The 26,332-nt window shown below is 63.1% G+C and carries 20 protein-coding genes; 5 read left to right on the forward strand and 15 right to left on the reverse strand.

The features are described from left to right. Window positions 1-38: 38 nt before the first annotated feature. Together OU800_RS02545 and hemE are read left to right on the forward strand one after the other, a co-directional pair. Window positions 39-1,457 (forward strand): FAD-dependent oxidoreductase, encoded by a 1,419-nt coding sequence (locus OU800_RS02545; protein ID WP_268180936.1) that lies wholly within the window; start codon window positions 39-41, stop codon window positions 1,455-1,457. Between the two features lie 119 nt (window positions 1,458-1,576). Beyond that, complete coding sequence (gene hemE / locus OU800_RS02550) at window positions 1,577-2,641, forward strand: uroporphyrinogen decarboxylase (RefSeq protein WP_268180938.1); 1,065 nt, start codon at window positions 1,577-1,579, stop codon at window positions 2,639-2,641. A 34-nt stretch (window positions 2,642-2,675) separates the two neighbouring features. Here hemE and OU800_RS02555 read toward each other — a convergent pair whose 3' ends face one another. Beyond that, a complete protein-coding gene (locus OU800_RS02555; protein ID WP_268180940.1) occupies window positions 2,676-3,107 on the reverse strand; it encodes a hypothetical protein in 432 nt (143 codons plus the stop codon). 163 nt (window positions 3,108-3,270) lie between these two features. On the opposite strand from OU800_RS02555, the gene OU800_RS02560 reads away from it, so the two are divergent. Then, the gene (locus tag OU800_RS02560; RefSeq protein WP_268180942.1) at window positions 3,271-4,041 is read left to right on the forward strand and encodes a ParA family protein; all 771 of its coding nucleotides are present in this window, start codon (window positions 3,271-3,273) and stop codon (window positions 4,039-4,041) included. Window positions 4,042-4,106: 65 nt separating this feature from the next. Here the strand turns inward: OU800_RS02560 and OU800_RS02565 are convergent, their stop codons facing one another. From OU800_RS02565 to OU800_RS02610, 10 genes are all read right to left on the reverse strand, one after another. Beyond that, on the reverse strand, window positions 4,107-4,904 hold the full coding sequence (locus OU800_RS02565) for a universal stress protein (RefSeq protein ID WP_268180944.1): 798 nt from the start codon (window positions 4,902-4,904) through the stop codon (window positions 4,107-4,109). Window positions 4,905-5,026: 122 nt separating this feature from the next. Continuing rightward, complete coding sequence (locus OU800_RS02570) at window positions 5,027-5,470, reverse strand: PaaI family thioesterase (RefSeq protein ID WP_268180946.1); 444 nt, start codon at window positions 5,468-5,470, stop codon at window positions 5,027-5,029. Window positions 5,471-5,643: 173 nt separating this feature from the next. Beyond that, window positions 5,644-6,078: a thioredoxin TrxC gene (gene trxC / locus OU800_RS02575; protein WP_268180948.1), complete on the reverse strand. Its 435-nt coding sequence runs from the start codon at window positions 6,076-6,078 to the stop codon at window positions 5,644-5,646. A gap of 322 nt (window positions 6,079-6,400) precedes the next feature. Further along, on the reverse strand, window positions 6,401-7,678 hold the full coding sequence (locus OU800_RS02580) for a bifunctional O-acetylhomoserine aminocarboxypropyltransferase/cysteine synthase (protein WP_268180950.1): 1,278 nt from the start codon (window positions 7,676-7,678) through the stop codon (window positions 6,401-6,403). Window positions 7,679-7,802: 124 nt separating this feature from the next. Beyond that, window positions 7,803-9,593, reverse strand: a complete 1,791-nt coding sequence (locus OU800_RS02585; RefSeq protein ID WP_268180952.1) for an SLC13 family permease — start codon at window positions 9,591-9,593, stop codon at window positions 7,803-7,805. A gap of 181 nt (window positions 9,594-9,774) precedes the next feature. Further along, complete coding sequence (selO, locus tag OU800_RS02590) at window positions 9,775-11,238, reverse strand: protein adenylyltransferase SelO (RefSeq protein ID WP_268180954.1); 1,464 nt, start codon at window positions 11,236-11,238, stop codon at window positions 9,775-9,777. A gap of 18 nt (window positions 11,239-11,256) precedes the next feature. Further along, window positions 11,257-14,604, reverse strand: a complete 3,348-nt coding sequence (gene mscK / locus OU800_RS02595; RefSeq protein ID WP_268180955.1) for a mechanosensitive channel MscK — start codon at window positions 14,602-14,604, stop codon at window positions 11,257-11,259. A gap of 103 nt (window positions 14,605-14,707) precedes the next feature. Next, entirely contained in the window at window positions 14,708-16,453 is a 1,746-nt protein-coding gene (locus tag OU800_RS02600; RefSeq protein WP_268180956.1) for a potassium/proton antiporter, read from the reverse strand. Between the two features lie 189 nt (window positions 16,454-16,642). Continuing rightward, window positions 16,643-18,448 carry an acyl-CoA dehydrogenase gene (locus OU800_RS02605; RefSeq protein WP_268180958.1) on the reverse strand — a complete coding sequence of 602 codons (1,806 nt, stop codon included), beginning with the start codon at window positions 18,446-18,448 and terminating at the stop codon, window positions 16,643-16,645. Window positions 18,449-18,546: 98 nt separating this feature from the next. Continuing rightward, window positions 18,547-19,587 carry an NAD(P)H-dependent flavin oxidoreductase gene (locus OU800_RS02610; RefSeq protein ID WP_268180960.1) on the reverse strand — a complete coding sequence of 347 codons (1,041 nt, stop codon included), beginning with the start codon at window positions 19,585-19,587 and terminating at the stop codon, window positions 18,547-18,549. 122 nt (window positions 19,588-19,709) lie between these two features. On the opposite strand from OU800_RS02610, the gene OU800_RS02615 reads away from it, so the two are divergent. Continuing rightward, window positions 19,710-20,564 (forward strand): 23S rRNA (adenine(2030)-N(6))-methyltransferase RlmJ, encoded by an 855-nt coding sequence (locus tag OU800_RS02615; RefSeq protein WP_268180962.1) that lies wholly within the window; start codon window positions 19,710-19,712, stop codon window positions 20,562-20,564. A gap of 83 nt (window positions 20,565-20,647) precedes the next feature. On the opposite strand, the gene OU800_RS02620 is transcribed toward OU800_RS02615, so the two are convergent. The 4 genes from OU800_RS02620 to OU800_RS02635 form a co-directional block, all read right to left on the reverse strand. Further along, window positions 20,648-21,901, reverse strand: coding sequence for an HD-GYP domain-containing protein (locus tag OU800_RS02620; protein WP_268180963.1), 1,254 nt, complete (start codon window positions 21,899-21,901; stop codon window positions 20,648-20,650). A gap of 87 nt (window positions 21,902-21,988) precedes the next feature. Further along, window positions 21,989-22,186, reverse strand: a complete 198-nt coding sequence (locus OU800_RS02625) for a putative motility protein (protein ID WP_268180965.1) — start codon at window positions 22,184-22,186, stop codon at window positions 21,989-21,991. 10 nt (window positions 22,187-22,196) lie between these two features. Beyond that, window positions 22,197-22,856, reverse strand: coding sequence for a peptide-methionine (S)-S-oxide reductase MsrA (gene msrA / locus OU800_RS02630; protein WP_268180966.1), 660 nt, complete (start codon window positions 22,854-22,856; stop codon window positions 22,197-22,199). Between the two features lie 51 nt (window positions 22,857-22,907). Next, window positions 22,908-25,619, reverse strand: a complete 2,712-nt coding sequence (locus OU800_RS02635) for a putative bifunctional diguanylate cyclase/phosphodiesterase (RefSeq protein ID WP_268184172.1) — start codon at window positions 25,617-25,619, stop codon at window positions 22,908-22,910. A 165-nt stretch (window positions 25,620-25,784) separates the two neighbouring features. Here OU800_RS02635 and OU800_RS02640 point away from each other — a divergent pair, with 165 nt between their 5' ends. Continuing rightward, complete coding sequence (locus tag OU800_RS02640; protein WP_268180968.1) at window positions 25,785-26,285, forward strand: hypothetical protein; 501 nt, start codon at window positions 25,785-25,787, stop codon at window positions 26,283-26,285. Window positions 26,286-26,332 lie beyond the last annotated feature (47 nt).

Genomic DNA, 26,332 nt, shown 5'->3' on the forward strand with positions numbered 1-26,332 from the left:
CAGCTTGATGCTTGCCGCTGCTGTTATGAGGTAATGCAATGACTGAACGTCTGAATAACGACTTCCAGTTCATCGAAGTCGGGCGCAAAGACCCGAAGAAGAAACTGCTGCGTCAGCGCAAGAAGGAATTCGTCGAGATCTACGACAACTTCAAGCCGGCGCAAGCTGCAGACCAGGCGCATCGCTGCCTGGGCTGCGGCAACCCCTACTGCGAGTGGAAGTGCCCGGTGCACAACTTCATTCCGAACTGGCTCAAGCTGGTGTCGGAAGGCAACATCCTGGCCGCCGCCGAACTCTCGCACCAGACCAACACCCTGCCGGAAGTCTGCGGCCGCGTGTGCCCGCAGGATCGCCTCTGCGAAGGTGCGTGCACCCTCAATGACGGCTTCGGCGCGGTGACCATCGGCTCGGTGGAGAAGTACATCACCGACACCGCCTTCGCCATGGGCTGGCGCCCGGACATGTCCAAGGTCAAACCGACCGGCAAGCGCGTTGCGGTAATCGGTGCCGGCCCGGCCGGCCTGGGCTGCGCCGACGTGCTGGTGCGCAACGGCGTGACCCCCGTGGTGTTCGACAAGAACCCGGAAATCGGTGGCCTGCTGACCTTCGGCATCCCCGAGTTCAAGCTGGAGAAGACCGTGCTCAGCCGCCGCCGTGAAGTCTTCACCGGCATGGGTATCGAGTTCCGCCTGAACACCGAGATCGGCAAGGACGTGACCATGCAGCAACTGCTGGATGAGTACGATGCCGTGTTCATGGGCATGGGCACCTACACCTACATGAAGGGTGGCTTCCCGGGCGAGGATCTGCCGGGCGTCTACGACGCGCTGGACTTCCTCATCGCCAACGTCAATCGCAACCTGGGTTTCGAGAAGTCGCCGGAAGACTTCATCGACATGAAGGGCAAGCGCGTCGTGGTGCTGGGCGGTGGCGACACCGCGATGGACTGTAACCGCACCTCGATCCGTCAGGGCGCCAAGGCCGTGACCTGTGCCTACCGCCGTGACGAAGAGAACATGCCCGGCTCGCGCAAGGAAGTGAAGAACGCCAAGGAAGAGGGCGTGAAGTTCCTCTTCAACCGCCAGCCCATCGCCATCGTCGGCGACGGCAAGGTGGAAGGCATCAAGGTGGTCGAGACCCGTCTCGGCGAGCCGGATGCCCGTGGCCGCCGCAGCCCCGAGCCGATTCCGGGCTCCGAGGAAGTCATTCCGGCGGAAGCTGTGCTGATCGCCTTCGGTTTCCGTCCGAGCCCGGCGCCCTGGTTCGAGCAGTTCGAGATCCAGACCGACAGCCAGGGTCGCGTCGTGGCGCCGGAGAAAAACACCTTCAAGCACCAGACTAGCAACCCGAAGATTTTCGCCGGTGGCGACATGGTGCGTGGTTCCGACCTGGTGGTGACGGCGATCTTCGAGGGCAGGAACGCCGCCGAAGGCATCCTCGACTACCTGGGCGTTTGATGACGCAGGGCAAGTAAAGGCGAGACAAATCGTCGCGATGGACAAAAGGCATGGCACTCGCCGTGCCTTTTGTTTTGTGCTCTGCGAAAATGCCCGCACTTTTTTCGCTGGATGCTGCCATGACCGCCCTGAAGAACGACCGTTTCCTTCGTGCCCTGCTCAAGCAACCCGTGGATGTCACGCCTGTCTGGATGATGCGCCAGGCTGGCCGATATCTGCCGGAATACCGCGGGACCCGGGCCAAGGCCGGCGACTTCGTGAGCCTGATGAAGAATCCCGCGCTTGCCTGCGAGGTCACCATCCAGCCGCTGGATCGCTACCCGCAACTGGATGCCGCGATCCTCTTCTCCGACATCCTCACCATCCCCGATGCCATGGGTCAGGGCCTGTACTTCGAGACGGGTGAGGGCCCGCGCTTCAAGAAGGTGATCAGCAGCCTGGCCGATATCGAGGCGCTACCGGTGACGGATGCCGAGAAGGATCTGGGCTACGTGATGGACGCCGTGCGCACCATCCGCCGCGAGCTCAATGGTCGTGTGCCGCTGATCGGTTTCTCCGGCAGCCCCTGGACACTGGCCACCTACATGGTCGAAGGCGGCTCGTCGAAAGACTTCCGCAAGACCAAGGCGATGCTCTACGACAATCCCCAGGCCTTGCACGCGCTGCTCGACAAGCTGGCGCAGTCGGTCACGGCGTATCTGAACGGGCAGATCCTGGCCGGGGCGCAGGCGGTACAGATCTTCGATTCCTGGGGTGGCGCGCTGTCGGCGGCGGCCTACCAAGAGTTCTCCCTGCGCTACATGAAGCAGATCGTCGACGGCCTGATTCGCGAGCATGACGGGCGTCGCGTTCCGGTGATCCTGTTCACCAAGGGCGGCGGTCTGTGGCTGGAATCCCTGGCCGATAGTGGCGCAGAAGCGTTGGGCCTGGACTGGACCTGCGACATCGGCAGCGCTCGCACCCGTGTCGGTGACAAGGTCGCCCTGCAGGGCAACATGGATCCGGCGGTGCTCTACGCCAAGCCGGAAGCGATTCGTGCTGAGGTGGCGCGTATCCTGGCGGCCTACGGTGCCGGCAGCGGCCATGTGTTCAATCTGGGCCACGGCATCACCCCGGAGGTCGACCCGGCCAACGCAGGGGCTTTCTTCGAGGCGGTGCATGAGCTTTCGGCACAGTATCACTGACGCAACAAAAAGCCCGGCACTGCCGGGCTTTTTGTTAGAAGCCTGCTCGGTACTTGGTATCGACCTTGCGCTTTTCCAGCGTGTATTGAGCGATATCGAGTTGACCACTGCCTAGCTGATCATCCAGCTCTTGCATGTCGCGTTCATGAAGCTTGGCAACATGCGCCTTGGTTACGTTGTAGTTGATGGCGCGTGCTGCATCGTAGCCGCTGATAGGGTCCCATAGGATAGACAAAGGCCAGAGCAGCAGATTGGCTACTCCAAATCCGTATTCACGTCCGTAGAAGGAACCGCCGCCAGGCAAGAGCCCCAGTGCTGCGCCAGCACCAGGGCTTTTTTCCTGAATGGCCAGACCACGGGCCTCATAGGCATCGAGTTCAGCTTTCTGTACGGAGTTGAGCCCGCTGGCGCAGCCAGTGGTAATGACCAGAAGGCTACCGAGCAGGAGTGTGCGTAGGTACTGCATTGCATTTCCTTGTTTTGCGTGTTGTCCTGATGCGCCATTTGGCGCGGGCGCAAACTAGCATGCATGATGGCTTTGAGCTATTGCTTGGCATGACTTTTTGAAAGCTTTGATTGTCATGGCCTTTGCATAGAGTTTGGAAAACCAATATCGGGGGAGGTTCGTGATGCGACGTGTGGTATTCAACCAGAAGGGTGGCGTGGGCAAGTCCAGCATCGCCTGCAATCTCGCGGCGGTGAGTGCGGCGCAGGGCTATCGCACCTTGCTGGTCGACCTGGACGCCCAGGCCAACTCGACCCATTACCTCACTGGTTTGACCGGCGACGAGATTCCGGTGGGCATCGCCGACTTCTTCAAGCAGACGCTGTCATCCGGCCCCTTCGCCAAGAAGGGCAAGGTGGATATCTACGAGACGCCCTTCGACAACCTGCACGTGATCACGGCCACGGCCGAACTGGCAGAGCTGCAGCCCAAGCTGGAACAGAAGCACAAGATCAACAAGCTGCGCAAACTGCTCGACGAGTTGAGCGAAGACTACGACCACATCTATCTGGACACGCCGCCGGCTCTGAATTTCTACACCGTATCGGCGCTGATCGCGGCTGACCGCGTGCTGATTCCCTTCGACTGCGACAGCTTTTCGCGCAATGCCCTGTACGGGCTGCTGGCCGAGCTCGAAGAGCTCAAGGAAGACCACAACGAGAAGCTGGAAGTGGAAGGCATCGTGGTCAACCAGTTTCAGCCGCGTGCCGTGCTGCCTCAGCAACTGCTCGACGAGCTGATCGCAGAAGGGCTGCCGGTGCTGCCGGTGAACCTGATGAGCTCGGTGAGGATGCGCGAATCGCACCAGGCGTGCACGCCGCTGATCCATCTGGATGCACGGCACAAGCTGACCCAGCAGTTCGTCGAGCTGCACGATCTGCTCAACGCCGTTTGAACAGCTGAGCCTGCAAAAACGCCGTGGCTGCCTCAGGCGTACCACGGCGTTTGCATTTCAGACGTTCAGCGCACCACGAACACGTCGCACGGCGCCTTGTGCAGGAAGTGTTGCGCCAGGCTGCCCAGCAAGGCCTGGGAAAAGGCGCTACGACCGTGACTGCCGAGCACCAGCAATTCGCTACGGCGAGTTTTGATCTGTTCCTGCAGGCTGCGCAGGATGCCACCTTGCAGCACTTCATGGCTCAGCGTTGGGCCGCCCGGGGGCAGCATCAGCGCTTCGTCGTGCAGCAACTGGCTGATCAGCGCCCGCTGGGTTTCGAGCTGCTCGGCGATCTGCTTGGGCGTGCCCTTGTCCGGCTCGAATACATGCAGGGCATGCAGCTCGGCGCTGCCGGGCAGCAGCCGGTAAGCCTGACCCAGAGCGCTGCAGGCGCACAGAGAAAAATCCAGGGCAGCCACGGCGCGTTGGTAGGGGGCTGAGTCGTTGCGGGCCACCAGTAGCAGCGGCACGCTGCAACGCCGCGCGATACGATCCAGGCTGGTGCCGGAGAAAAAATCATGGCGCTGTTGATGGCTGCCGAGCACCAGCAGATCACAACCTGTCTCCTGCACTTGCTGCAGCACCACCTCCGAAGGTTTGCCGCTGAGCATGCGCAGCTCGGTACCGGGCGGTGCGTATTGGGTCAGGCTGCGATCCAATGCCAGGCGGGCTTTCTCGTGCTGTTCGCTGTTCTGGCTCGGGTCGAGCACGTGCAGGATCGTGAGGCGCGCATCGTGCTGCTTGGCGAGTTGGCTGGCGCGGCACAAGGCCATGTCAGCGGTGTCGCGCAAGTCATGGGCGATGAGAATGTGGTGAAACATGATGACGGCTCTCCTGCCGATACCCGTCGGCAATTTTATTGTGTCTGTTCAGATAGCCGCTCTTTTGATTTATAGCAAGGTCAGGGACTGTTACCGATTGCGAATGCAGGCAGCGGCTGCCCTCAGCGTAAGCGCAATTGGTACTGGCCGCGACTTTCCGCGACCACTTCCGCGTTGCCGTCGGTCAGTTGCAGCTCCAGTAGGTAGTCCGCCTTGCCGTGCAGGCAAGCTTGCTCCTGCAGTCGCACGACGTCGTCAGGCGACAGGCGTGCTTCGACGCGGATGTCGCCCATGGCCGGGCGACGAAAGCGCAGGTTCATTTCCTTGATCACGGGGTAAAAGCGCTTGGCGTCGAAGCTGGTGAGGAACAGCGCGCCGCCGGGAATTTCCGCGAGGGTGAACAGCGCGCCGGCGTACATGCTGCCGATATGGTTCTGGTTGCCTTGTAGCGGCATGCACAGGCGCACGAAACCGGGCTCCAGCACCTCGGCCTTGAGGCCGCTGCGTTTGACGAAGGCGATCTGTTGCTCGGTGAGTTGGCGAGCGATTTCCATGGGCAGCGGCATGAGCGGATTCTCGAATGTCGACCCTGCCAGCCTATAAGGATGCTGAGCTTACGCAAGTGCCCCGAACGCCCACGGTGACTGACCGAAGCGCTCAAGAGCCCTGGCACGTAGCCCGGATGCAATCCGGGGATAACCGGCACGCAATTTCCCGGATTGCATCCGGGCTACAGACCCTAGATACCCTGCTGGCGCAACCAGGCCTGCAGTTGTGGCAGTGGCATGGCACCGCTCTGGCGAGCGACCTCGACGCCACCCTTGAACAGGATCAGGCTGGGGATGGAGCGGATACCCAGTTGCCCGGCCAGATTGGGGTTGGCTTCGCTATCGAGTTTGCCCAGGCGGCAGCGTCCCTGTAGCTGTGCGGCGGCCTGCTGGAAGGTCGGCGCGAAGGCTTTGCAGGGGCCGCACCAACTGGCCCAGACATCCACCAGCAAGGGCAGGTCGCCCTTGAGCTGGCTGGCGAAGTTGCCTTGCGTCAGGGGGATGGGGGCGCCGGGTAGCACCTCGCTTTTGCAACGCCCGCAGCGCGGGGCATCGCCCAGGCGTTCGGCGGGAATGCGGTTGAGCCCATTGCAGTGCGGGCAGGGGATTAGCAGGGGATCGCTCATGATTCGGCTCCAGGGCACCTCTAAAAACTACCTCGGCTTTGGCTTCCTGCGTCGCTCTACCTCCTGCATCCATGCAGTCGTACGTTGCCATCACTGCGTTAAAAACAGACTCGGAGGCCGCTTGCGGCCAACGCACTTCAGTGCGGCTCCGAAGGGGCGAGCGGAGCGAGTCATGCTCATGTACAAAAGTACAGTCGACCGCGACTCCGAGCGTTCCTCGCCTGTTTTTGCGGGGCCGCCATCTGCCTCGCCTACGTTTTTAGAAGTGCCCTCCAGTGGTTATGACCGCTATCTGGAGCCGAAGCATCGGCTTTTCAAGCGCTCAGACGCGCGCCGCTTCGAGCGCCTGGGTCAGGTCAGCTAGGATATCGTCGATATGCTCGATGCCGATGGACAGGCGCACCATGTCTCGCGGTACGCCGGCCTTCTGCAGTTCCTCGGCGCTGAGCTGGCGGTGGGTGGTGGACGCGGGGTGGCAGGCCAGCGACTTGGCGTCGCCGATGTTGACCAGGCGCACCACCAGTTGCAGCGCATCGATGAAGCGCGCTCCGGCCTCCTGTCCGCCTTGAATGCCGAAGGACAGGATCGCCGCCGGCTTACCGCCGAAATAGCGTTGGGCCAGTTCATGCTCGGGATGGTCGGCCAGACCGGCGTACTTCACCCAGGCCACCTGCGGATGCTTCTGCAGGTACTGCGCCACTTTCAGCGCGTTGTCGGTGTGGCGCTCCATGCGCAGGGCCAGGGTTTCCAAGCCTTGCAGGATAAGGAAGGCGTTGAAGGGCGACAGTGCTGCGCCGGTGTTGCGCAGTGGCACTACGCGGCAGCGGCCGATAAAGGCGGCCGGGCCGAAGGCTTCGGTGTAGGTGACGCCGTGGTAGGACGGATCGGGCGTGTTGAGCAGCGGGAAGCGCGCCTTGTTATCGGCCCAGGGGAATTTGCCAGAGTCGACCACGATGCCACCGATGCTGGTGCCGTGACCACCGATGTACTTGGTCAGCGAGTGCACGACGATATCCGCGCCATGCTCGAAGGGGCGGCAGAGAATTGGCGTGGCCACGGTATTGTCGACGATCAGCGGCACGCCATGGCGGTGAGCGGCGTCGGCCAGTGCCTGGAGGTCGACGATGTTGCCGGCTGGGTTGCCGATGGATTCGCAGAACACCGCCTTGGTGCGCTCGTCGATCAGCGCTTCCAGCGCGGTGATGTCATCGTGCGCGGCGAAGCGGGTCTGGATGCCGAAGCGCGGCAGGGTATGGGCCAGCAGGTTGTAGGTGCCGCCGTAGAGTTTGGCCACCGAGACGATGTTGTCGCCGGCCTCGGCCAGGGTCTGGATGGCATAGGTGATGGCGGCCATGCCGGAGGCCACGGCCAGCGCTCCGACGCCGCCTTCCAGCGCCGCCACGCGCTCTTCCAGCACGGCGTTGGTGGGGTTCATGATGCGCGAGTAGATGTTGCCGGCCACCTTCAGGTCGAACAGGTCGGCACCATGCTGGGTGTCGTCGAAGGCGAAGGAGCTGGTCTGGTAGATCGGCACCGCCACCGCCTTGGTGGTGGGATCCGGGTCGTAGCCAGCGTGAATGGCCAGGGTTTCCAGTTTCATGCGCATGTTCCTTCAAGGGCAGATTGAAAGATTCGCAGCATGGATAAGGCCCGGGGCCCGGTCAATGCACGGAGGCGGCGAAAACGCTTCCCGGATTAGAACATTGCGTTCGCAGCTTATGCCGTCACACCGGAGTCAGCGGGAAGAACCAGGGAATGACCAGCGTGGCCACGCCCCACAGCAGCAGGTTCAAAGGGATGCCCACCTTCATGAAATCGGTGAAGCGATAACCGCCGGCGTTGTAAACGAAGGTGTTGGTCTGATAGCCGATGGGGGTGGCGAAGCTGGCGCTGGCGGCGAACATCACGGCCACCACGAAGGCGCGCGGGTCGATGCCCAGGTGCTGAGCCATGCCGATGGCGATAGGCGTCACCAATACGGCCACGGCATTGTTCGACAGCACCTCGGTGAGGATCGATGTGAACAGGTAGATGAAACTCAGCATCAGCAGCGGTCCGGCCCAGGGCAGCCAGCCCATGACATTCTCCACCATCAACCTGACCAGGCCCACCTTGTCCATGGCGATGCTGATGGCCAGCATGCCGAAGATCAGGCTGAGGATCTTCCAGTCCACCGCCTTGTAGGCATCCTCTACGTCCAGGCAGCGGGTGGCCAGTACGGTCACCGCGCCGATGATCGCCAGGCCTTCGATGGGCATGACGCCGAAGGCGGCCAGCAGCATCACCGCCAGAGTGGCGAGGATGGCGATGGGCGCCTTATCACGGCGAAAGGCGCGCTCCTGCACGGCGTTGAGGCTGATCAGCTCGCCGTTGTCGGCGAAGCGCTTGATCTGCGCTGGGGTGCCCTCCACCAGCATCACGTCACCGAACTGCAACTGGAAGTTGTCGAGATTGCCCTGCACGTTCTCGTCCTGGCGGTGAATGGCCAGCACGGCTATGCCGTAACGTGCGGTGAGGTCGAGGTCGCGCATTGGGCGGTGGCTGTAGCGCGAGTTACGCCCGACGATGGCTTCGGCAAGGATCACGTCATGGCTGCTGAGGGTCTCGAAGGCATTGCCGCGGTTGAAGCTCAGGTGGCCGCTCTCGCGCAACTCCACCACGTCCTTGACCTGGCCGTGCAGCATCAGGCGGTCGCCACTGGCCAGCAGGGTATCGGCGCCGGGCTCGGTCAGCTCCTGTTCGTCGCGAAACAGCTTGAGTACCTGCAGGCCGCTGCCACCGTTGAGATTGGCCTCGTGCAGGGTCTTGCCGATCATCGGCGAGTCATGCGGTACCAGCAGCTCGGTCATGAAGGTGCGCGACAGGTCGGGGCGTAGCTGGCGCGACAGGGTTTCCCGCTCGGGCAGCAGGCGATGACCGATGGTCAGCAGGTAGAGCATGCCGAAGGCCGCCATGACCAGGCCCACCCCGGTGATCTCGAAGATGCCGAACGGCGCCATGCCTGCCTTGCGCGCGACGCCGTCGACGAGAATGTTGGTCGAGGTGCCGATCATGGTCAGGGTGCCGCCGAGGATGGTGGCATAGGACAGCGGAATCAGCAGCTTGGAGGGCAGGGTGCCGGCGCGGCGCGCCAGGGCGATGGCCACCGGGGTGAGGATGGCCACCACCGGCGTGTTGTTCAGGCAGGCGGACACCACCAGCGCAGTGACGGTGAGACCGGTGAGTACGCGAATCGGGCTGGTGCCGACCAGATCTCCCAACCAGTTGCCGAGGGCGTCGATGCAGCCGGTGCGCTCCAGTGCGGCGGAGAGCACGAACATGCAGGCAATGGTCACCGGCGCCGAGTTGGACAGCACGCTGAGCACTTCGCCCGGGGTCAGCAACTGGCTGACCAGCAAGGCGGCCACGGCGATGGCCGCGACGATGTCCGGGCTCCACTTTTCGCGGACGAAGGCATAGAGCACCCAGATCAGCAGGGCGCCGACGAAAAAGAGGGGGAGGGAGTCCCAGGGCATGAAAATCCTTGGCAGCGAATCTCGTATGAGGTATCGGCGCGCACCGGGGCGGCCTGGCTGGGCGCCAAGATAGAGGGCTTCTTATAGATAGTCTAAGAATGTTTGGGCAGATTGATATGCCTTTTCGGTTTAACAGATAAGGGGTGGCCGGATGCTTGAGGCCCCTCCGTCCACGGCTGACTTACGACGAACAACTGATCTCCAGGTGCTTGCCCCATTCCGGCGGGCGCTCGGCGTAGCGCTCCTTGCCCGGCTGCTCGTCGAACGGGCGGGACAATACCGCGTGCAGTTCGCGCAATGGGCCATGATCGCCGGCCTCGGCCGCTTCGATGGCCTGTTGCGCCAGGTAGTTGCGCAGGATGTACTTGGGGTTGACCGCGTGCATGCGCACCTGGCGGTCGGCCTGCTCGCCACCTTCGCGTTGGCAGCGCGCCAGATAGTCCTGGCCCCAGGCATCGAAGCCGGCGAGATCGACGAAATCGTCGCGCACCACCTGCAAGGCTTCGGCGGGCGCCTGCTCGCCGAGGCGGCGGAAGAACAGCGTGTAGTCGGTGGATTTGCCCGCCTGCATCAGTTGCAGCAGGCGCTGGATCAGTGCTTCGTCGTCGTCCTCGGTGCTGGTGAAGCCCAGGCGTTTACGCATCAGGTCGAGGTAATGCGCCTGGTACAGCGGCAGGAACAGATCCAGCGCCTCGCGCAGGCTGTCGACGGTGGCGAAGGGCGTTAGCGCCTGGGCCAGGGCGGCGAGGTTCCAATGGGCAATGGGCACCTGATTGCTGAAGCTGTAGCGGCCGGTGTCATCGGAGTGGTTGCAGATATGGTTGGCGTCGAAGTCGTCGAGAAAGGCGTAGGGGCCGTAGTCGAAGGTGATGCCGAGGATGGACATGTTGTCGGTGTTCATCACCCCATGGCAGAAGCCGTAGGCCTGCCAGTGGGCGATCATCGCGGCTGTGCGTTCGATCACTTCGCCCAGCAGCGCCACCCAGGGCTCGTCCTGCTCCAGGCAATGTGGGAAGTGACAGGCCATGACGTGCTCGCCGAGGGTTTTCAGGTGCTCGTGCTGGCGCGTGTAGTAGAAATATTCAAAGTGGCCGAAGCGCACGTGGCTCTGCGCCAGGCGCAGCACCATCGCCGCGCTTTCCTTCTTCTCGCGCCAGACCGGGGTGTCGGAGGCGGTGACGCACAGTGCCCGTGAACTGGGTATGCCGAGGGCATGCAGGTGTTCGCTGGCGAGAAATTCGCGGATCGACGAGCGTAGCACCGCGCGACCGTCGCCCATGCGCGAGTAGGGCGTCATGCCGGCGCCCTTGAGGTGCAGGTCCCAGTGCTCGCCGGCCTCGTTCAGTACCTCGCCCAGCAGCAGGCCGCGGCCGTCACCGAGGCGTGGCGTGTAGCCGCCGAACTGGTGGCCGGAGTAGACCATGGCGCGTGGCTCGGCCTCCTCCCAGAGTTTGTGCCCGGCGAACAGTTCGGCGAACTCGGGGCGCTGCGCCTCGGCAGGATCGAGGTCGAGCAGGGCCATGGCTGCTTCGCTGGCGACCACCAGCCTCGGCTGCTCGATGGGCTCGGGCAGTACCTCGGTGGAGAAGGCATCACCGAGGCGGGCGAAGCGGTTGTCGAAGGTCAGCTCATCGAGGCGTTTCACCATGGACTCCTCGGACGCTCAGGGCGTGGTCGGCGGTGGCGGTGTTTGGATGTCCGTTGCGCTAGCCGCAGCGATTTTCGCGATCTCTTTCTGATCGAGTTTCTGTTCGCCATGTTCCAGATTCTTCACGTACACCTCGACCTGGCGGAAGGCGATGTTGATACCGTTCTTCGGGAACTCGCGGTCGATGAAACGGTTGATCTCGTCGGTGGCCGGGTTGCGGTCGCCGAGATCGCGGACATGGATACGCAGCTCGTGGTCCAGCGTGCTCTCACCGAAATTGAGGAAATACACCAGCGGTGCCGGTTCTTTGAGCACGCGGGGATTTTCCTGCGCGGCCTGCAGCAGCAGCTTGCGCACCAGGTCGAGATCCGAACCGTAACCGACGCCGACCTTGAGGGTGACGCGAGTCACCGTGTCACTCAACGACCAATTGATCAACTGGCCGGTGATGAAGGTCTTGTTCGGGACGATGATTTCCTTGTGGTCGAAATCGGTGATGGTCGTGGCGCGGATGCGGATCTTGCTCACGGTGCCGGACAGATTGCCGATGGTCACCACGTCACCGATGCGCACCGGGCGCTCGAAGAGAATGATCAGACCGGAGATGAAGTTGGCGAAGATTTCCTGCAGGCCGAAACCCAGCCCCACCGACAACGCCGCCACCAGCCATTGCAGTTTGTCCCAGCTCACCCCGAGGGTGGACAGGGTGGTGACGATGCCGATGCCCACCAGGGCGTAGGACAGCAGCGTGGTGGTGGCATAGGCACTGCCTTGCGCCAGGTTCATGCGTGACAGCACCAGCACTTCCAGCAGGCCGGGCAGGTTGCGCGCCAGGGCCACGGTGATGGCGATGATGAGCAAGGCGCCGAGCACATCCAGCAGGCTGATGGGCACCAGTGTCGCGGCATTGCCGGTGCCGCTGCTGTATTCGTAGAGGTTGACGGTTTCCAGGTAAGTGAACACGCCGATCAGATCGGCCCAGACCCAGTACAGGCAGACCAGGAAGCCGCCGAGCAGGGCCAGGCGAATCAGGCGCAGGGACTGCTGGTTGACCTGTTCGATGTCCAGCGTGGGTTCTTCCAGGGTGGCTTCGCCATCGACACCTTCCTTGCTCTGTGCCTGGCGCTTGGCCAGGGCGCGCTGATAGGCCAGGCGTTTGGCGGCGACGCTCAGGCCGCGCACCAGCGCCGCCTCGACGATGAGCAGGATGATCAGCAGGTAAAGCGTGTCGATCAGGCGGTCGGTGAGCTTGAGCGCGGTGTAGTAATAACCGAAGGCGACCGCGCCTATCAATGCCAGCGGCAGCAGGTTGAACAGCACGCCGAGCGTGGTGCGCAGCCCCGAGGCGTTCTCACGCAAGGGCGCATTGAACAGCAGGTTGAACAGCATCCAGGCCATCAGGGCATAGCAGGTGATCACCACGGCAATGCCGATCACGTCGCTGGCCAGGCTCTCGGGTTGGTGCTCGGCGATGCTCACCACCGCGACCAGCGCCATCACCACCAGGCCCAGGCGGCGCATGTGCTGGCGGAAGAACGCGACGTTGGCAGGTGGCCAATGGAAATGCAGGACGGCCACGCCATCGGGGGCCAGGATGCGGTGCAGGGTGTAGAAGACCAGCCAGGCCTCGGCCATCTCGTACAACGCGCCGCCCAGGTAGAGGTTCTGCCCACGCGCATCGTGCAGCAGGGCATAGCCGCACAGCGCCAGCAGCAGCGCGACCGGCAGCGCCAGGATCAGGTTGAGCCCCAAGGCCAGCGGGGTGTGCAACTGGCTGTCGTGCTTGTAGTGGCCTATATCGGCATGCAGTTCGCCGAGCTTGCCGAACAGGTACTGGCGGCGCCAGAGAATCACGGCGCAGAGCAGGATCAGCGGCAGGAACACCAGCGGGCGCTCGATCAGGCCGGCCCCCAGCTCGCTGATGGCTATGGCCCAGGGGATTTCCGCGAGCTGCCGCTCTAGCTGGTAGGGCACCAGTTTGAGCCACTCCAGATCGAGAGGCTTGTTGCTGGGAATCCAGAACATCTGCTCGTCGATGGTGGCGCGCAGGCTGCTGGCGGTGCTCTGCAGTTCCTTCTGGTTGATCTGCAGGGTGATCGATTCGTTGAGCAGGGCGTTGAGCGAGCGACTCAGCTTTTCCAGCAACTCGCGGCGGGTGGCCAACTGATCGAGCAGCGCCTTGCGCAGTGCCGGGGTGATTTCCTCGCTGGGTTGGTCAGCCAGCAGCGTGTCCACGTAGGCGTTGGGGTCGCTGATCTCGTCGCGCTGCTTGTTGAGGTCGAACTGGTACAGGCGGATATCGGCAATGTCGTCGGCCAGCGAGCCATCCTCGTGTTTGAGTTGTGGCAGCGCCTGCTTCTGCTGATAGAGAATCTTCGACAGCAGCAGGCTGCCTTGCAGCACGCGAATCTGCTCGTCCAGGGCCTGGTTGGCTTGATTCAGATTGTCCAGTTGCTGGCGTGCTCTGAGGTTCTCTTCCGTGCGGCTGTTGAGGCGTTCGGTGGAGCGCAGCAGGTAGTCGGAAAGCTTGAGGTTGAGCGAGCTTTCCTTGGCCAGCAGCTTGTCCGAGCTGGTGCGCGCGGCCTCGCGCGACTGTTCGGCGACGGTTTGCTCGGAATCTTCACGACGGCGCTCGTTGATCAGGCCCTGCAGATCCTGGCGTTCCTGCTCGGCGCGGCGGATACGCTCGTCGAGCAGGGCGCGCTGCGCGCTGCCGAGATCCTGCAATAGGCTGTTGCTAGCCAGTTCCTGGCGGCGTAGCTGGGTTTGCACCGTGAGCATGGCCAATTCGGCATTGAGCTGGTCGCGGCGCTCCTGGCTCAGTGGCTTGCCATCCACACGGCCGCTCTTGAGGCTGTTGTTGATGTCCTGGCTGCGTGTCTGATTCTGGCTGATCTCGGTCTGGGCGCGTTCGGGGCGGTTCTGCGCGCTGATGATCAGGCTGTTGGCGTCGATGATCGCCTTGTTCCAGTCACTGATCTGGTTGGAGCGTTCGCTCAGGAGCTGATCGAGCTGATCCAGAGACAGGCGCCCATAGCGTTGCGCCACCGGCACCTCGGGGCTGGCTTTGAGCCGGTTCAGCTCACGCTGCGCTTCGTTGATCTGCCGCGGGGCCTTGTCGATCTGCTGACGCAGGTCGTCCAGGCGCTGTTCGGCGTTGTCGCGGTCCTGAAGCATTTGCAGCGTCTGCTCCAGAGTCTGCTTGAGGGCCAGTTGATCGGCCTCGGGCAGCTTGCGGTCGGCCAGGCTGTCCAGGCTCTGCTGGACATCTGCTTCCTTGGGCGGCTCATCGGCCTGCGCAGCGCTCAGACCGAAACACAGAAGAAAGAGGGTGACTGCTAGAGAAAGGCGCAGCTTGGGCATGATGATCCGGTGACCGAGGAAATGTGGATGTGCTCAGTATGCAGCAGAGGTGACGACGCCGATCATGAATGATCGGCGTCAGGTGCACGATCCTAGCAAAGTCTCAGAGAAACAGGCCGGGACCGGGGCGACTGCCTTCGGGGAATCTGACGCCGACCTTGCGTACCTTGTTCCCTTCCATGGCCGCCACCGTCCAGGTCAAGCCTTGCCACTCCACCTGGTCGCCGACCACCGGCTCGCCGCCGATCTTGTGGGCGATGAAACGCCCCAGCGCCTGGTTGCCCTCGACATCCCCGAGCTTGAGCCCATAGAGCGCGACGATGGCGTTCAGTTCGGCGTCGCCTTCCAGCACGAAGTCACCGAAGAAGCGCAGATCCTGGCCGCGCTTGGGCGCCTGGCTGAACAGCTTGCCGAGTGCCGGCAGGTCATGTTCGTGGCCGATCACGCAGAGCAGGTCGCCGGCCTCCAGGCGGGTACTGCCGGAGGGGTGCAGCAGTTCACGGCCACGGAACAGAGCGGCTATACGGGTGCCATCGGGCATGTTCAGTTCGCGCAGGGCGGCGCCGATGCACCATTTCTCCGCTCCCAGGCGGTAGACGAACAACTCCCACTGGCTGGTGGGGTGCACCTCCAGCCCGGCTCGTGAGATCGGTGCTGGCTCCGGCGGTACGGTGACGCGCATCAGCTTGGCGGCCAACGGCAGGCTGGTGCCTTGCACCAGCAGGGAGATGATCACGATGAAGAAGGCCACGTTGAAGAACAACTGCGCATTGGGCAGGCCGGCCATCAGCGGGAACACGGCGAGGATGATGGGCACCGCGCCGCGCAGGCCGACCCAGGCGATGAATATGCGCTCACGGTCATGGAAGGCGCGGAACGGCAGCAGACCGAGGAAGATCGACAGTGGCCGCGCGAACAGAATCATCCACAGCGCTAGGGCCAGGGCCGGCAGAGCAACGGGCAGCAGCTCGTGCGGCGTGACCAGCAGACCGAGCACCAGGAACATGCCGATCTGCGCCAGCCAGGTGAGGCCATCGAGCATATGCAGGATGCCGTGGCGCGAGCGGATCGGCCGGTTGCCCAGCAGCAGACCGCACAGGTAGATGGCGAGGATGCCACTGCCGCCCACGGCAGTGGTGATGGCGAAGATGATCAGGCCGCCGCTGACCACCAGCAGGGAATACAGCCCGCTGGCCAGCTCCATGCGGTTGACCAGCTTGAGCAGCAGCCAGCCGCCGCCGAGGCCGAGGATCATGCCGAGGCCGAACTGCTGCACTAGCTGGATTGGCAGATCCCAGCTAAAGCCGGTCTGGCCGCTGGCGAGCATGGCGATCAGGGTGACGGTGAGGAACACAGCCATCGGGTCGTTGCTACCGGACTCGATCTCCAGGGTGGAACTGACCCGTTCGTTGAGCCCGCGCCCGCCAAGCAGGGAGAACACCGCCGCGGCGTCGGTGGAGCCGACGATGGCACCGATCAGCAGGCCTTCCAGCAGGCTCAGATCGAACAGCCAGGCCGCGGCCAGGCCGGTGAGCCCGGCGGTGATCATTACCCCGACCGTGGCCAGGGACAGCGACGGCCACAAGGCCACGCGGAAGGTCGAGACTCGGGTGCGCATGCCGCCATCGAGCAGGATCACCGCCAGTGCCAGGTTGCCCACCAGGTAGGCCAGAGGATAATTGTCGAAGACGATGCCGACGGGGCCGTCGACGCCGGCAATCATGCCGACACCGAGGAAGATCACCAGAATGGGGATGCCGAAACGCGTACCGAAGGCGCTGACCAGAATGCTGGCCGCTACCAGTGAGGCGCCGATCAAGAACAGATTGTTGATGGCGCTTGCGTCCAACGGCTTACTCCCTGGTCCGATTAAGGAAAGGCACCATCATGCATGGTGCGTGCCAGGGGATTCTAACCGTAGCCTTCGTATCACTGTCAAAAAAGGTATTACATTTTTCGAGCTTCAAGCCGCAAGCTTGGGCTGAGGCGCCTTGCTGCTTTCTCTTGCCGCTTGAAGCTTGCAGCTTGTGGCTGCTCCTCAGAACCAGGCGCCCTGCATACCCAGGCAGGTGTCGTCGCGGGCTTCGAGAATGGCCAGGTCATGATGGCAGCTCGGCACCTCCCAGGTCAGGAAGTAGCGCGCGGCCTGCAGCTTGCCCCGATAGAAGGCCTGCTCCTCGGCATTGTCCGTGCGAGACAGGCCTTTTTCGGCGCGAATCGCCTGCTCCAGCCAGCGCCAGCCGATCACCGTGTGGCCGAACACCTTGAGGTACAGCGCCGAGTTGGCCAGGCCCTGGTTGATCTTGCCACTCATCAGATCACCCAGCAGGGCCAGGGTCACCGCTTGCAGGCGCGCCAGCAATTGCTCCAGTGGTTGGCGCAGGCCGTCGAGTGATTCATGCGCACTGGCGCGCTGGCAACAGGCGTTGATCAGCTTGAGCAGTTGCTTGAGCGCCGCGCCCCCATTCATCGACACCTTGCGCCCGAGCAGGTCGAGCGACTGGATGCCATGAGTGCCCTCGTGGATCGGATTGAGGCGGTTGTCGCGGTAGTACTGCTCCACCGGGTACTCGCGGGTATAACCGTGGCCGCCGAGAATCTGGATGGCCAGCTCGTTGGCCTTGAGGCAGAACTCCGACGGCCAGGACTTGACGATGGGGGTGAGCAGGTCGAGCAGCTCCAGGGCTTGCTGGCGCTCTTCGGCGGTCGCCAGGGTCTGGGTGTCGTCGAACAGCCTCGCGGCATACAGGCCAAGGTCGAAGGCACCTTCGACGTAGGCTTTCTGCGTCAGCAGCATGCGCCGCACGTCGGCGTGCTCGATGATCGAGATTTGCGGGCTGGTCGGATCCTTGCCATCCGGCTGGCGACCCTGCGGGCGGTTGCGCGCATAGTCCAGCGAATACAGGTAGCCGGCGTAGCCGAGCATGATCGCGCCCATGCCAACGCCGATGCGCGCCTCGTTCATCATCTGGAACATGTAGGAAAGGCCGGCGTGCGGCTTGCCCACCAGATAGCCGACGCACTCACCGTTGTCGCCAAAGTTCAGCGCCGTGGAGGTGGTGCCGCGCCAGCCCATCTTGTGGAACAGGCCGGCCAGGGTCACGTCATTGCGTGCGCCCAGACTGCCGTCGTCATTGACATGGAACTTGGGCACCAGGAACAGGCTGATGCCCTTCACCCCGGGCGGTGCGTCCGGCAGCTTGGCCAGCACCATGTGCACGATGTTCTCCGAGATCGGTTGATCACCGCCGGAGATAAAGATCTTGTTGCCCTTGATCCGGTAGCTGCCGTCGGCGTGAGGTTCGGCCTTGGTGCGGATATCCGACAGCGACGAGCCGGCATGCGGCTCGGTCAACGCCATGGTGCCGAAGAAGCGGCCGTCGATGATCGGCTGCAGGTAGCGGGCCTTCTGCTCCTCGCTGCCGAAGGCCTCGATCAGATTGGCCACGCCCATGGTCAGCATGGAATAGGAACTGGTGGCGATATTGGCCGATTGGAAATGGGCGAAGCAGGCCTGCGACAGCAGATTGGGCAGTTGCATGCCGCCGTGCTCGAAATCGCGGGTGGCATTGAGAAAACCGGCTTCGTGGAAAGCGCGTAACGCCGGCTCCACTTCGGGGATCAGCACCGCGCCGCCGTCGACGTACTGCGGTTCGTGTTCGTCGTTCTTGCGGTTGTGCGGGGCGAACAGTTCCTCGGCGATGCCGCGTGCGGTGCCGATCGCCGCGTCGAAGGTTTCGCGGTTGTGGTCGGCGAAGCGCGGACGCTGGGTCAGGGCTTCGGCGTCGAGCACCTCGTAGAGTTCAAACGCCAGGTTGCGGGAGCTGAGCAGGGTCTCGGACATGGAACGGGCCTCCAGATGATCAACCGAGTCTAGGCAGCCTGCCGCCCGGCTGCCCAGCATCATCATTGGCCGTGATAAAGCGCTACATCTGTCTTGCGTCAGGCAAGCCCTCGGGCTAGCTCACGGGTCAGTTCCGCCGCAGGCATCGGTCGGCAGTTGGTGACGTTCTGCCCGGCCCATAGCGGCGAGAAATCGCCGCTACCCTTTGCTTCGGCCGCTGCGCGCAGTGGGGCGATGGCGGCGGTGGCCAGGGGGAATTCCGGCGCTTGCGTGCTGAGTGGCCCCAGTTCGCGCATCAGGCGATTGACGATGCCCCGTGCCGGGCGACCGCTGAACAGGTTGGTCAGGGCGGTATGGCACGCGGCTGGGCTTTGCAGGGCGGCGCGGTGGATAGGGCTAGTGCTGGCTTCCGGGCACAGCAGGTAAGCGCTGCCCACCTGCACGCCGGCGGCGCCGAGGGCCATGGCGGCGGCCACGCCACGGGCGTCGGCGATACCGCCAGCGGCGATTACCGGCACCGAGAGTGCATCCGCCAGTTGCGGCAGCAGGGCGAAGGTGCCGAGCTGGAAGCTCAGATCATGATCGAGAAAGTGCCCGCGGTGGCCGCCGGCTTCCAGCCCTTGGGCGATCACCGCGTCGACGCCGCGCGCTTGCAGCCACAGGGCCTCCTCCAGGGTAGTGGCGCTGGAGAGAATCTTCGCGCCACTGCGGCGTACCCGCTCCAGCAAGGTGTCCTCTGGCAGACCGAAATGGAAACTCACCACGGCTGGGCGGAGTTCCTCCACCAGCTCGGCAGCCTCGTCATTGAACGGCAGGCGTCCAGGCCCGCTGGCAATATTCGCCACATCCACACCTAGCTCGTCATAGTAAGGCGCTAGCGCTTCGCGCCAGAGTGCTTCGCGAGCGGCGTCCGGTTCTGGCGGCACATGGCTGAAGAAGTTCAGGTTGAACGGGCCAGCCGTCAGGCTGCGCATCGCTTCCAGCTCCTGGCGCAGGGCGGCAGGTGTGAGCATGGCGCAGGGAATCGAACCAAGGCCACCGGCCTGGCATACGGCAGCGGCCAGGCGATGATTCTGCGAGCCGGCCATCGGCGCCTGGATCAGGGGTAGTTCAGTGCCTAGCAAGTGTTGCAGAGACATGGCGATGTTCTCGCGATCCGAGGGAGGTCATCAGCCTAGGCGTTGCCGTTACTCTGGATCAAGCCGCGATGCGACGTGCCGGCAGCCTGTTAAACTGCGTGCCTGATTCGAGGACTCCCCCCATGAACTACCGCCACGCCTTCCATGCCGGCAATCACGCCGACGTGCTCAAGCATCTGCTGCTGACCCGCCTGATCGCCCTGCTGTCGAAAAAGGAGGCGCCATTCGCTTATCTCGACAGCCATGCAGGGCTTGGCCTGTACGATCTGCAAGGTGATCAGGCCAGCCGCACCGGCGAGTACCTGGAGGGCATCGGCCGGCTGTGGCAGGCCACGCAACTGCCGGATGCGGTGGAGGCCTATCTGGAGGTGGTGCGGGCGATGAACCCCGATGGTGAACTGCGCTACTACCCCGGCTCGCCGGAGTGGGCACGGCTGCTAAGCCGTGAGCAGGATCGCCTGCAGCTCAACGAGAAGCACCCTGAGGACGGCCGTCTGCTCAAGGACAATATGCGCGGCGACCGCCGCGTGGCTGTGCACCTGGGCGAGGGCTGGCACGTGCCACGGGCGCTGATGCCGACCCGTGAGAAGCGTGTGCTGCTGCTGATCGACCCACCCTTCGAGCAGGCCGACGAGCTGCAGCGCTGCGTCGAGGCGCTGAACGAGGCCCATGGGCGCATGCGCCAGGCCATCGTGGCGATTTGGTACCCGATCAAGGATGAGCGGCAACTGGCGCGCTTCTATCGCGACCTGCAGAAAAGTGCCGCGCCCAAGCTGTTGCGCGCCGAGTTGTACGTGCATGCACCGGACGATGCCACACGCCTGAGCGGCTCGGGCCTGGTGATCAGCAATCCGCCCTGGGGCCTGGAGGACGAACTCCGGCAACTGCTGCCGTGGTTGGCCGATGCGCTCGGCCAGAGCCAGGGCGACTGGCGCCTGGACTGGTTGATAGAAGAAGCCGCAAGCGGCAAGCCATAAGCGTAGCCCGGATGAAATCCGGGAGCCGTGGCCTCCGATCCCCGGATTGCAGGCCGGGCTACAAGCTGTCCTTGCTTGCAGCTTTAGCCCGGCTTGTGATTGGGCTCGATGTGATAGCTCAGGTTGCGTCGTGGGCTGAGGTATTCCAGCACGTCCAGCGGTAGCTGCGAGGGGCGCAGGCTGCGGGCGATGGCCAGTCTGGGTTCCTGGGTGAGGTCGACGATCAGCGCTTCTTCCTTGGCCACCTCGGCATCGTAGAGAATCAGCGTCGGTTTCAGCGCCTGAGTCGGGTTCACCCCCAGCACCAGGGCGTAGCGTTCGTCTTCGAGTTGCACCAGGCTGCCGGGCGGGTAGACGCCCATGACCCGGACGAAGGCCTTCAAGGCCACTTCGTCGAAGCGTTCGCGCTGTTGCTTGAACATCAGCGCCAGGGCCTCATGCGGGCTCAGCGCCTGACGCGGATCGAGCGGGTTGCACAGGCCGTCGAAATGATTGGTGATGGCCACCAGGCGGCTCAGACGGCCGATGGCGGCTTCGCGCAGGCCACGTGGATAACCGCTGCCGTCGCAGTGCTCGTGGTGCTCGTGGATGATGCGCAGCACTTCGTCGTCGAGCATCAGCTTTTGCCCCATGCGCAGGCCGAAGTCGGTATGCATCTGCAACAGTTGCTGCTCCGGGCGGGTCAGCGGTTCGGGCTTGAGCAGCACCTTGCTGGGTACTTCCAGCTTGCCGATGTCATGCAACAGCGCACCGAGGCCGAGGCTGTGGCAGGCCTCGCTGTCGAGGCCGAGCTGACGACCGAGCAGCAGGGACAGGACGGTAACGTTGAGGGCGTGGTAGTAGCTGTCTTCGGCGGCCTTGCCGGTGATGCCGTGCAGCACCACGCCGGGGGCGCCGAGCAGGGTTTCGACCATCTCGCCGACGATGGCGCCGGCCTGGCGCATGGCGTCTTCGGGGCGGCTGCGCAGGGTTTGGTTGAGCGCCTTGATGCGCTGGCTGGCTTCGATGAAGCGGCGATCCACTTCGGCCAGGCGGGTGCGCAACTGGCGCAGCTTCTGCGCCCGCACTTGCCGGGCCTGGGTTTCGGGATCGAGCTGCGGTTCTTCGATGGGTGCCGGTGGCGGTTCCTCACCCAGTGGCAGCGGCGGGCAGTCGCTGCGTGCCGGGTCATAGCGCAGTTGCTTGAGCTTGAGGGCGCGCAAGGCGCGGATCTGCGCTTCGTCCTTGATCTTGAAATTGCTGAAGGCGAAGTCATGTTCCCACCAGCTCAGATCCAACTGCACATAGAGGCCGACACAGAGCTGTTCTGGCGTGATGTAGGAAGGGCTGGCGGACATGTTTTGTTTTTACAGACTAATGGCTGTTTGCCGGCATTCTAGTCCGGCGCATGCCAGGCTGCGTAGCCTTTCTTCCGATGAGCAGGCTCAGGCCATCACGTCGATGCTGTTACCCAGGTTGGGCGGGTTGCTCGCCAGGCTGGTCGGTGCCGCCGCCTGCACCAGCCCGGTGATGCTGGAGGCCTGCAGCTCCAGGGTCTTGCGCAGCAGCAGAAGCGACATCTGCGCGGCGATCTGCGAAGAGGCCTGGCTGGATACCTGGCTGGGTAGGCTGCTCAGTTCCACGGTGCTGCACTCATGCTGGGGTGTCAGGGGGTAGACATACGCCTGTTCCGCCCAGGCCGCAATAGCCATTGGGGTTCTTCGCCAGATATTGCTGGTGGTAGGTCTCGGCGTAGTAGAAGGTCGGTGCTTTGGCGATTTCGGTGGTGATGGCGCCTATACTGGCCTTGTCCAGCTCGCTCTGGAAGCGGGCCTGGCTGGCCAGTGCTGCCTTCAGTTGCGCTTCGTCCTGGCAGTAGATCGCCGAGCGGTACTGGGTGCCCCGGTCGTTGCCTTGACGCATGCCCTGGGTGGGGTCGTGCGCTTCCCAGAACACCTTGAGCAGTTTCTCGAAACTGGTCTGGCCTGGGTCGAACACCACCAGCACCACTTCGCTGTGCCCGGTGAGGCCGGAGCAGACCTCATCGTAGGTCGGGTTGGGGGTGAAACCGCCGGCATAGCCGACTGCCGTGCTGAACACGCCAGGCTGTTGCCAGAAGCGTCGCTCGGCACCCCAGAAGCAGCCCAGGCCGAATACCGCCTGCTGCAGGCCGGCCGGGAAGGGCGGCTTGATCGGGTTGCCATTGACGTGGTGGGTGTCGGCCACCGGCAAGGCTTCGGCGCGGCCGGGCAGCGCTTGCTCGGGTGTCGGCAGGGCGAGCTTGTGGGCGAGAATCTGGGAGCGCAGAACCATGGGGTGTCCTCCTGTGTCGGTCTGGCAATGGACAACGCCTAAGGCGGCGTATTACACGCGCTGCTCTGTCGCAGTCGCTGGCCGACAAGGATAGCGGCGCAGGCTTTCGACCAGTTCGCGGCCAGGAATCGGCTTGTCGAACAGGTAGCCCTGGCCGACGTCGCACTTCTGCCGGCGCAGGAAGCCGAGCTGGGCGCCGGTCTCGATGCCCTCGGCCACTACCTTGAGCTTGAGATTATGGGCCATGGCGATCACCGCCGAGGTGATTTCCATATCGTCCTGGTTGTCCGGGATGTCCTTGATGAAGCTGCGATCGATCTTGATCACGTCGATGGGGAATTTCTTCAGGTAGCTGAGCGAGGAATAGCCGGTGCCGAAGTCGTCCATGGCCAGGGTCAGGCCCAGGCTCTTCAGGCGGCTGAGCTGGTGGCGGGTGTCGTCGGTGGCTTCCAGCAGCAGGCTTTCGGTCAGCTCCAGCTCCAGCAGCCTGGGGTCGAGCTGTTCCTCGTGCAGGATGGCGGCAATGGAGCCGACCAGATCCGGGTCGGAAAACTGTTTGGGTGACAGGTTGATCGCCACCTGCAGGTTGCCCAGACCAATCGCCTTGATCTGCCGGCTCATGCGGCAGGCCTGGCGTACCACCCACTTGCCGATGGGGATGATCAGGCCGGTTTCCTCGGCGACGCTGATGAACTGATCCGGGCGGATCATGCCTTTTTCCGGGTGCTGCCAGCGCAGCAGGGCTTCCATGCCGAGCAACTGACCCGTCTTGAGGCACAGCTTGGGTTGGTAGAAGACCTCCAGCTCGCTCTGAGTCAGGGCTCGGCGCAGGTTGTTCTCGACGAAAAGCTTGTAGTTGGCCTCGGCATTGAGCGCCTCGGTGAACATTTGCACCTGGTGTTTGCCATTGGCCTTGGCCTTGTGCAACGCGAGGCCGGCATGCTTCATCAGTGTCTGCGGGTCGCCGCCATGAGCCGGGGCGAGCGCCAGGCCCACCGAGCCGGTGATGCTGATTAGCTGGTTGTCGACGAACAGGGGCTTGTCCAGGGTTTGCAGCACCTGGTGGGCGACGCTATAGGCGCTGTCCTGATCACAGCCATCGAGGAGAATGGCGAATTCGTTGCTGGCGAAACGGGCCAGTGTGCCTTGCGTACCCAAGCTGTTGCGCAGGCGCCGAGCCAGGGCCGAGAGCAGCTTGTCGCCGGTCTGGTGGCCGAGGCTGTCGTTGATCCGCTTGAAGTTGTCGATGTCCACCAGCAGCAGCCCGAGCGATTGCTGCGAGCCGCGAGCAAAGCGCTCTTCCAGGCCGCGAATGAAGGACGGGCGGTTGCCCAGGTTGGTCAGGTTGTCGGTATAGGCCAGGCGCTCGATGCGCTGCTGAGCCAGCTTGGCCTCGGTGATGTCTTCATAGATGCCGATGTAGTGGGTCAGTTCGCCGTCGTCGCCATACACCTTGGAGATCGACAGGTGCCCCCAGTAGGGCTCCTGATTCTTGCGACGGCTGCGGAACTCGCCCTGCCAGCTATTGTGTTCGGCCAGGCTGGATTCGGCGTTGAACAACAGATCACTGATGTTGCTCATGGCCGACAGCTCGGACAGGCGATAACCGCAGACCTCTTCGCTGCTGTACAGGGTAATGGCGGTGAAGCTCGGGTTGACGTACTCCACCCGGCCATCGCGGTCGACCAGCAAGAAGGCGCTGGCGCTCTGTTCCACGGCGCGCTGGAACAGGTGCAGGGCCTGAGTGGCATCGCGCTTCTGCTGATTGACCAGCACCTGAGCGTACTGGTCGGCCAGCTCGCCGGCGAAGGCCACTTCATCGGCCTGCCAGATACGCTCGGAGCCAGTGTGCTCGAGACACAGGATGCCGACCACTTCCCCCTCGACGCGTATGCTGGCGTCGAGCAGCGAGGTGATGCCGCTGGGCAGCAGGTAGGACGCTTTCAGCTCGTCGGTACGCGGATCTTGCTGGGCGTTGTAGGCATCGATGGCACGCCCGCTGCGCAGCGCCGCAAGGTACTTGGGAAAGTGACGTGCATCGATCGGCGCGGGTTGCTCGTGCCTGGCCAGATCACTGCGATAGAAGGCAACGGGTTCGAGGTGATGGTGATTGAGCCGCCAGATACTGGCTCTGGCCACGCCATACAGCTCGCAGGCAGCCTTGGTGATCAGTTCGGCTGCTTCGATCAGGGGGGTGGCAGATACGTAACGCTGCCTGGAAAGGCGCACGATCAGGCTCTGTTGTGTGCGTGAGCGAGCCAGGTGTTCGAGGTGCTCATGCTGCGTACGCTGATAGTGCTCCAGCGTGTCATGCAGGGCCAGGTCGGTCAGTTGCAGGGCCGGAGCCGTGGCAGGAGACAGGCGATCCGGTTCGCCGATGACCTGCAGGTAGCCACGTAACAACTGCCGGTTGCGTTGTTTGAAGGGTTCGCCAATTTCCAGCAGTTCGAGCGGGCCATGCGTGGTATGCAGGGTGTAGCGTACCTGGTAATGATGGTCGCGGAGCAATTGGCGCTGAATGTCGTCATGCAGGCTGTAGCGCGCTTCCGGTTCCATCAGGCTGGCGTAGGGCGCATCGACCAGCGCGCAGAGATCCGTGGCACTGACGCCGAAGACCTGCTCGCAGGTGGCGTCGAGAAACAGTAATGACCAACTAGGCTCGTTCAAGCGCTCGAAACGCAACATGCCGAGCCTCGAAGGCACTGGCAACTGCGTCACAACCTCGGCTACTGGGCGGTTGCCAGTATCGGGACGGCTTTTCATCAGGCGGTGGGCTTCCAGTATGCTGAACAGGCGAACAAAGGTTTCCGCATTGGGCATGGCTACTTCAGTAGCACTGACAACACGGATGATGACTTTGACTTGAGCCTACTTCTCTACAGCGTTCGACAAGGGTGCATGATGCAATCGTTACTTACAAGAAGACTCATGGTCTTGATGCTCTGGGGAGCGCTTTTTTCCACTGTCCATGCCCTTGCCGAAGACGATTCCGGCCTTCGCGGCGGTGAACGGCAGGTTTACCTCGACAACCTGAAACGTTTGTACCTGACTCAGAACGAGCGTCAGGCGCTGCTGCTGCACAGCAATGCCCTGCTCGACACCTATGCCTTGCGCGCGGCCTATCAGGTTGGCCAGCCGCAACGCCAGGATCTGCTTTACCAGTTGCGCCTCGGTGAGCCGGGCGAGCTGGTGCTACGTGAGGAAATTCGTAGCACCCAGGGTGTTACCCAGAGCGTGCATAACCGGCGTATCTCGCTGTTCGGTCTCGACCCTTTCATTGCCTACGAATGCCCCCCGGGTGGTATCCGCTGCATCCTGCGCAGCCCAGGGGATGGCCAGCCCTTGCTGACTATCCTGCGTGACCGTAATGGCGCGGCCGAGCTGGCCAAGGCCTTGAGCTTCCTGATTCGCAATCTGCAGAAAGGCTGACGCGCGCCGTTTCACCCAGTCTCCTCCAACGAAGCAAAAAAAACCCC

The sequence above is a fragment of the Pseudomonas sp. GOM7 genome (assembly GCF_026723825.1).
GTDB lineage: Bacteria > Pseudomonadota > Gammaproteobacteria > Pseudomonadales > Pseudomonadaceae > Aquipseudomonas.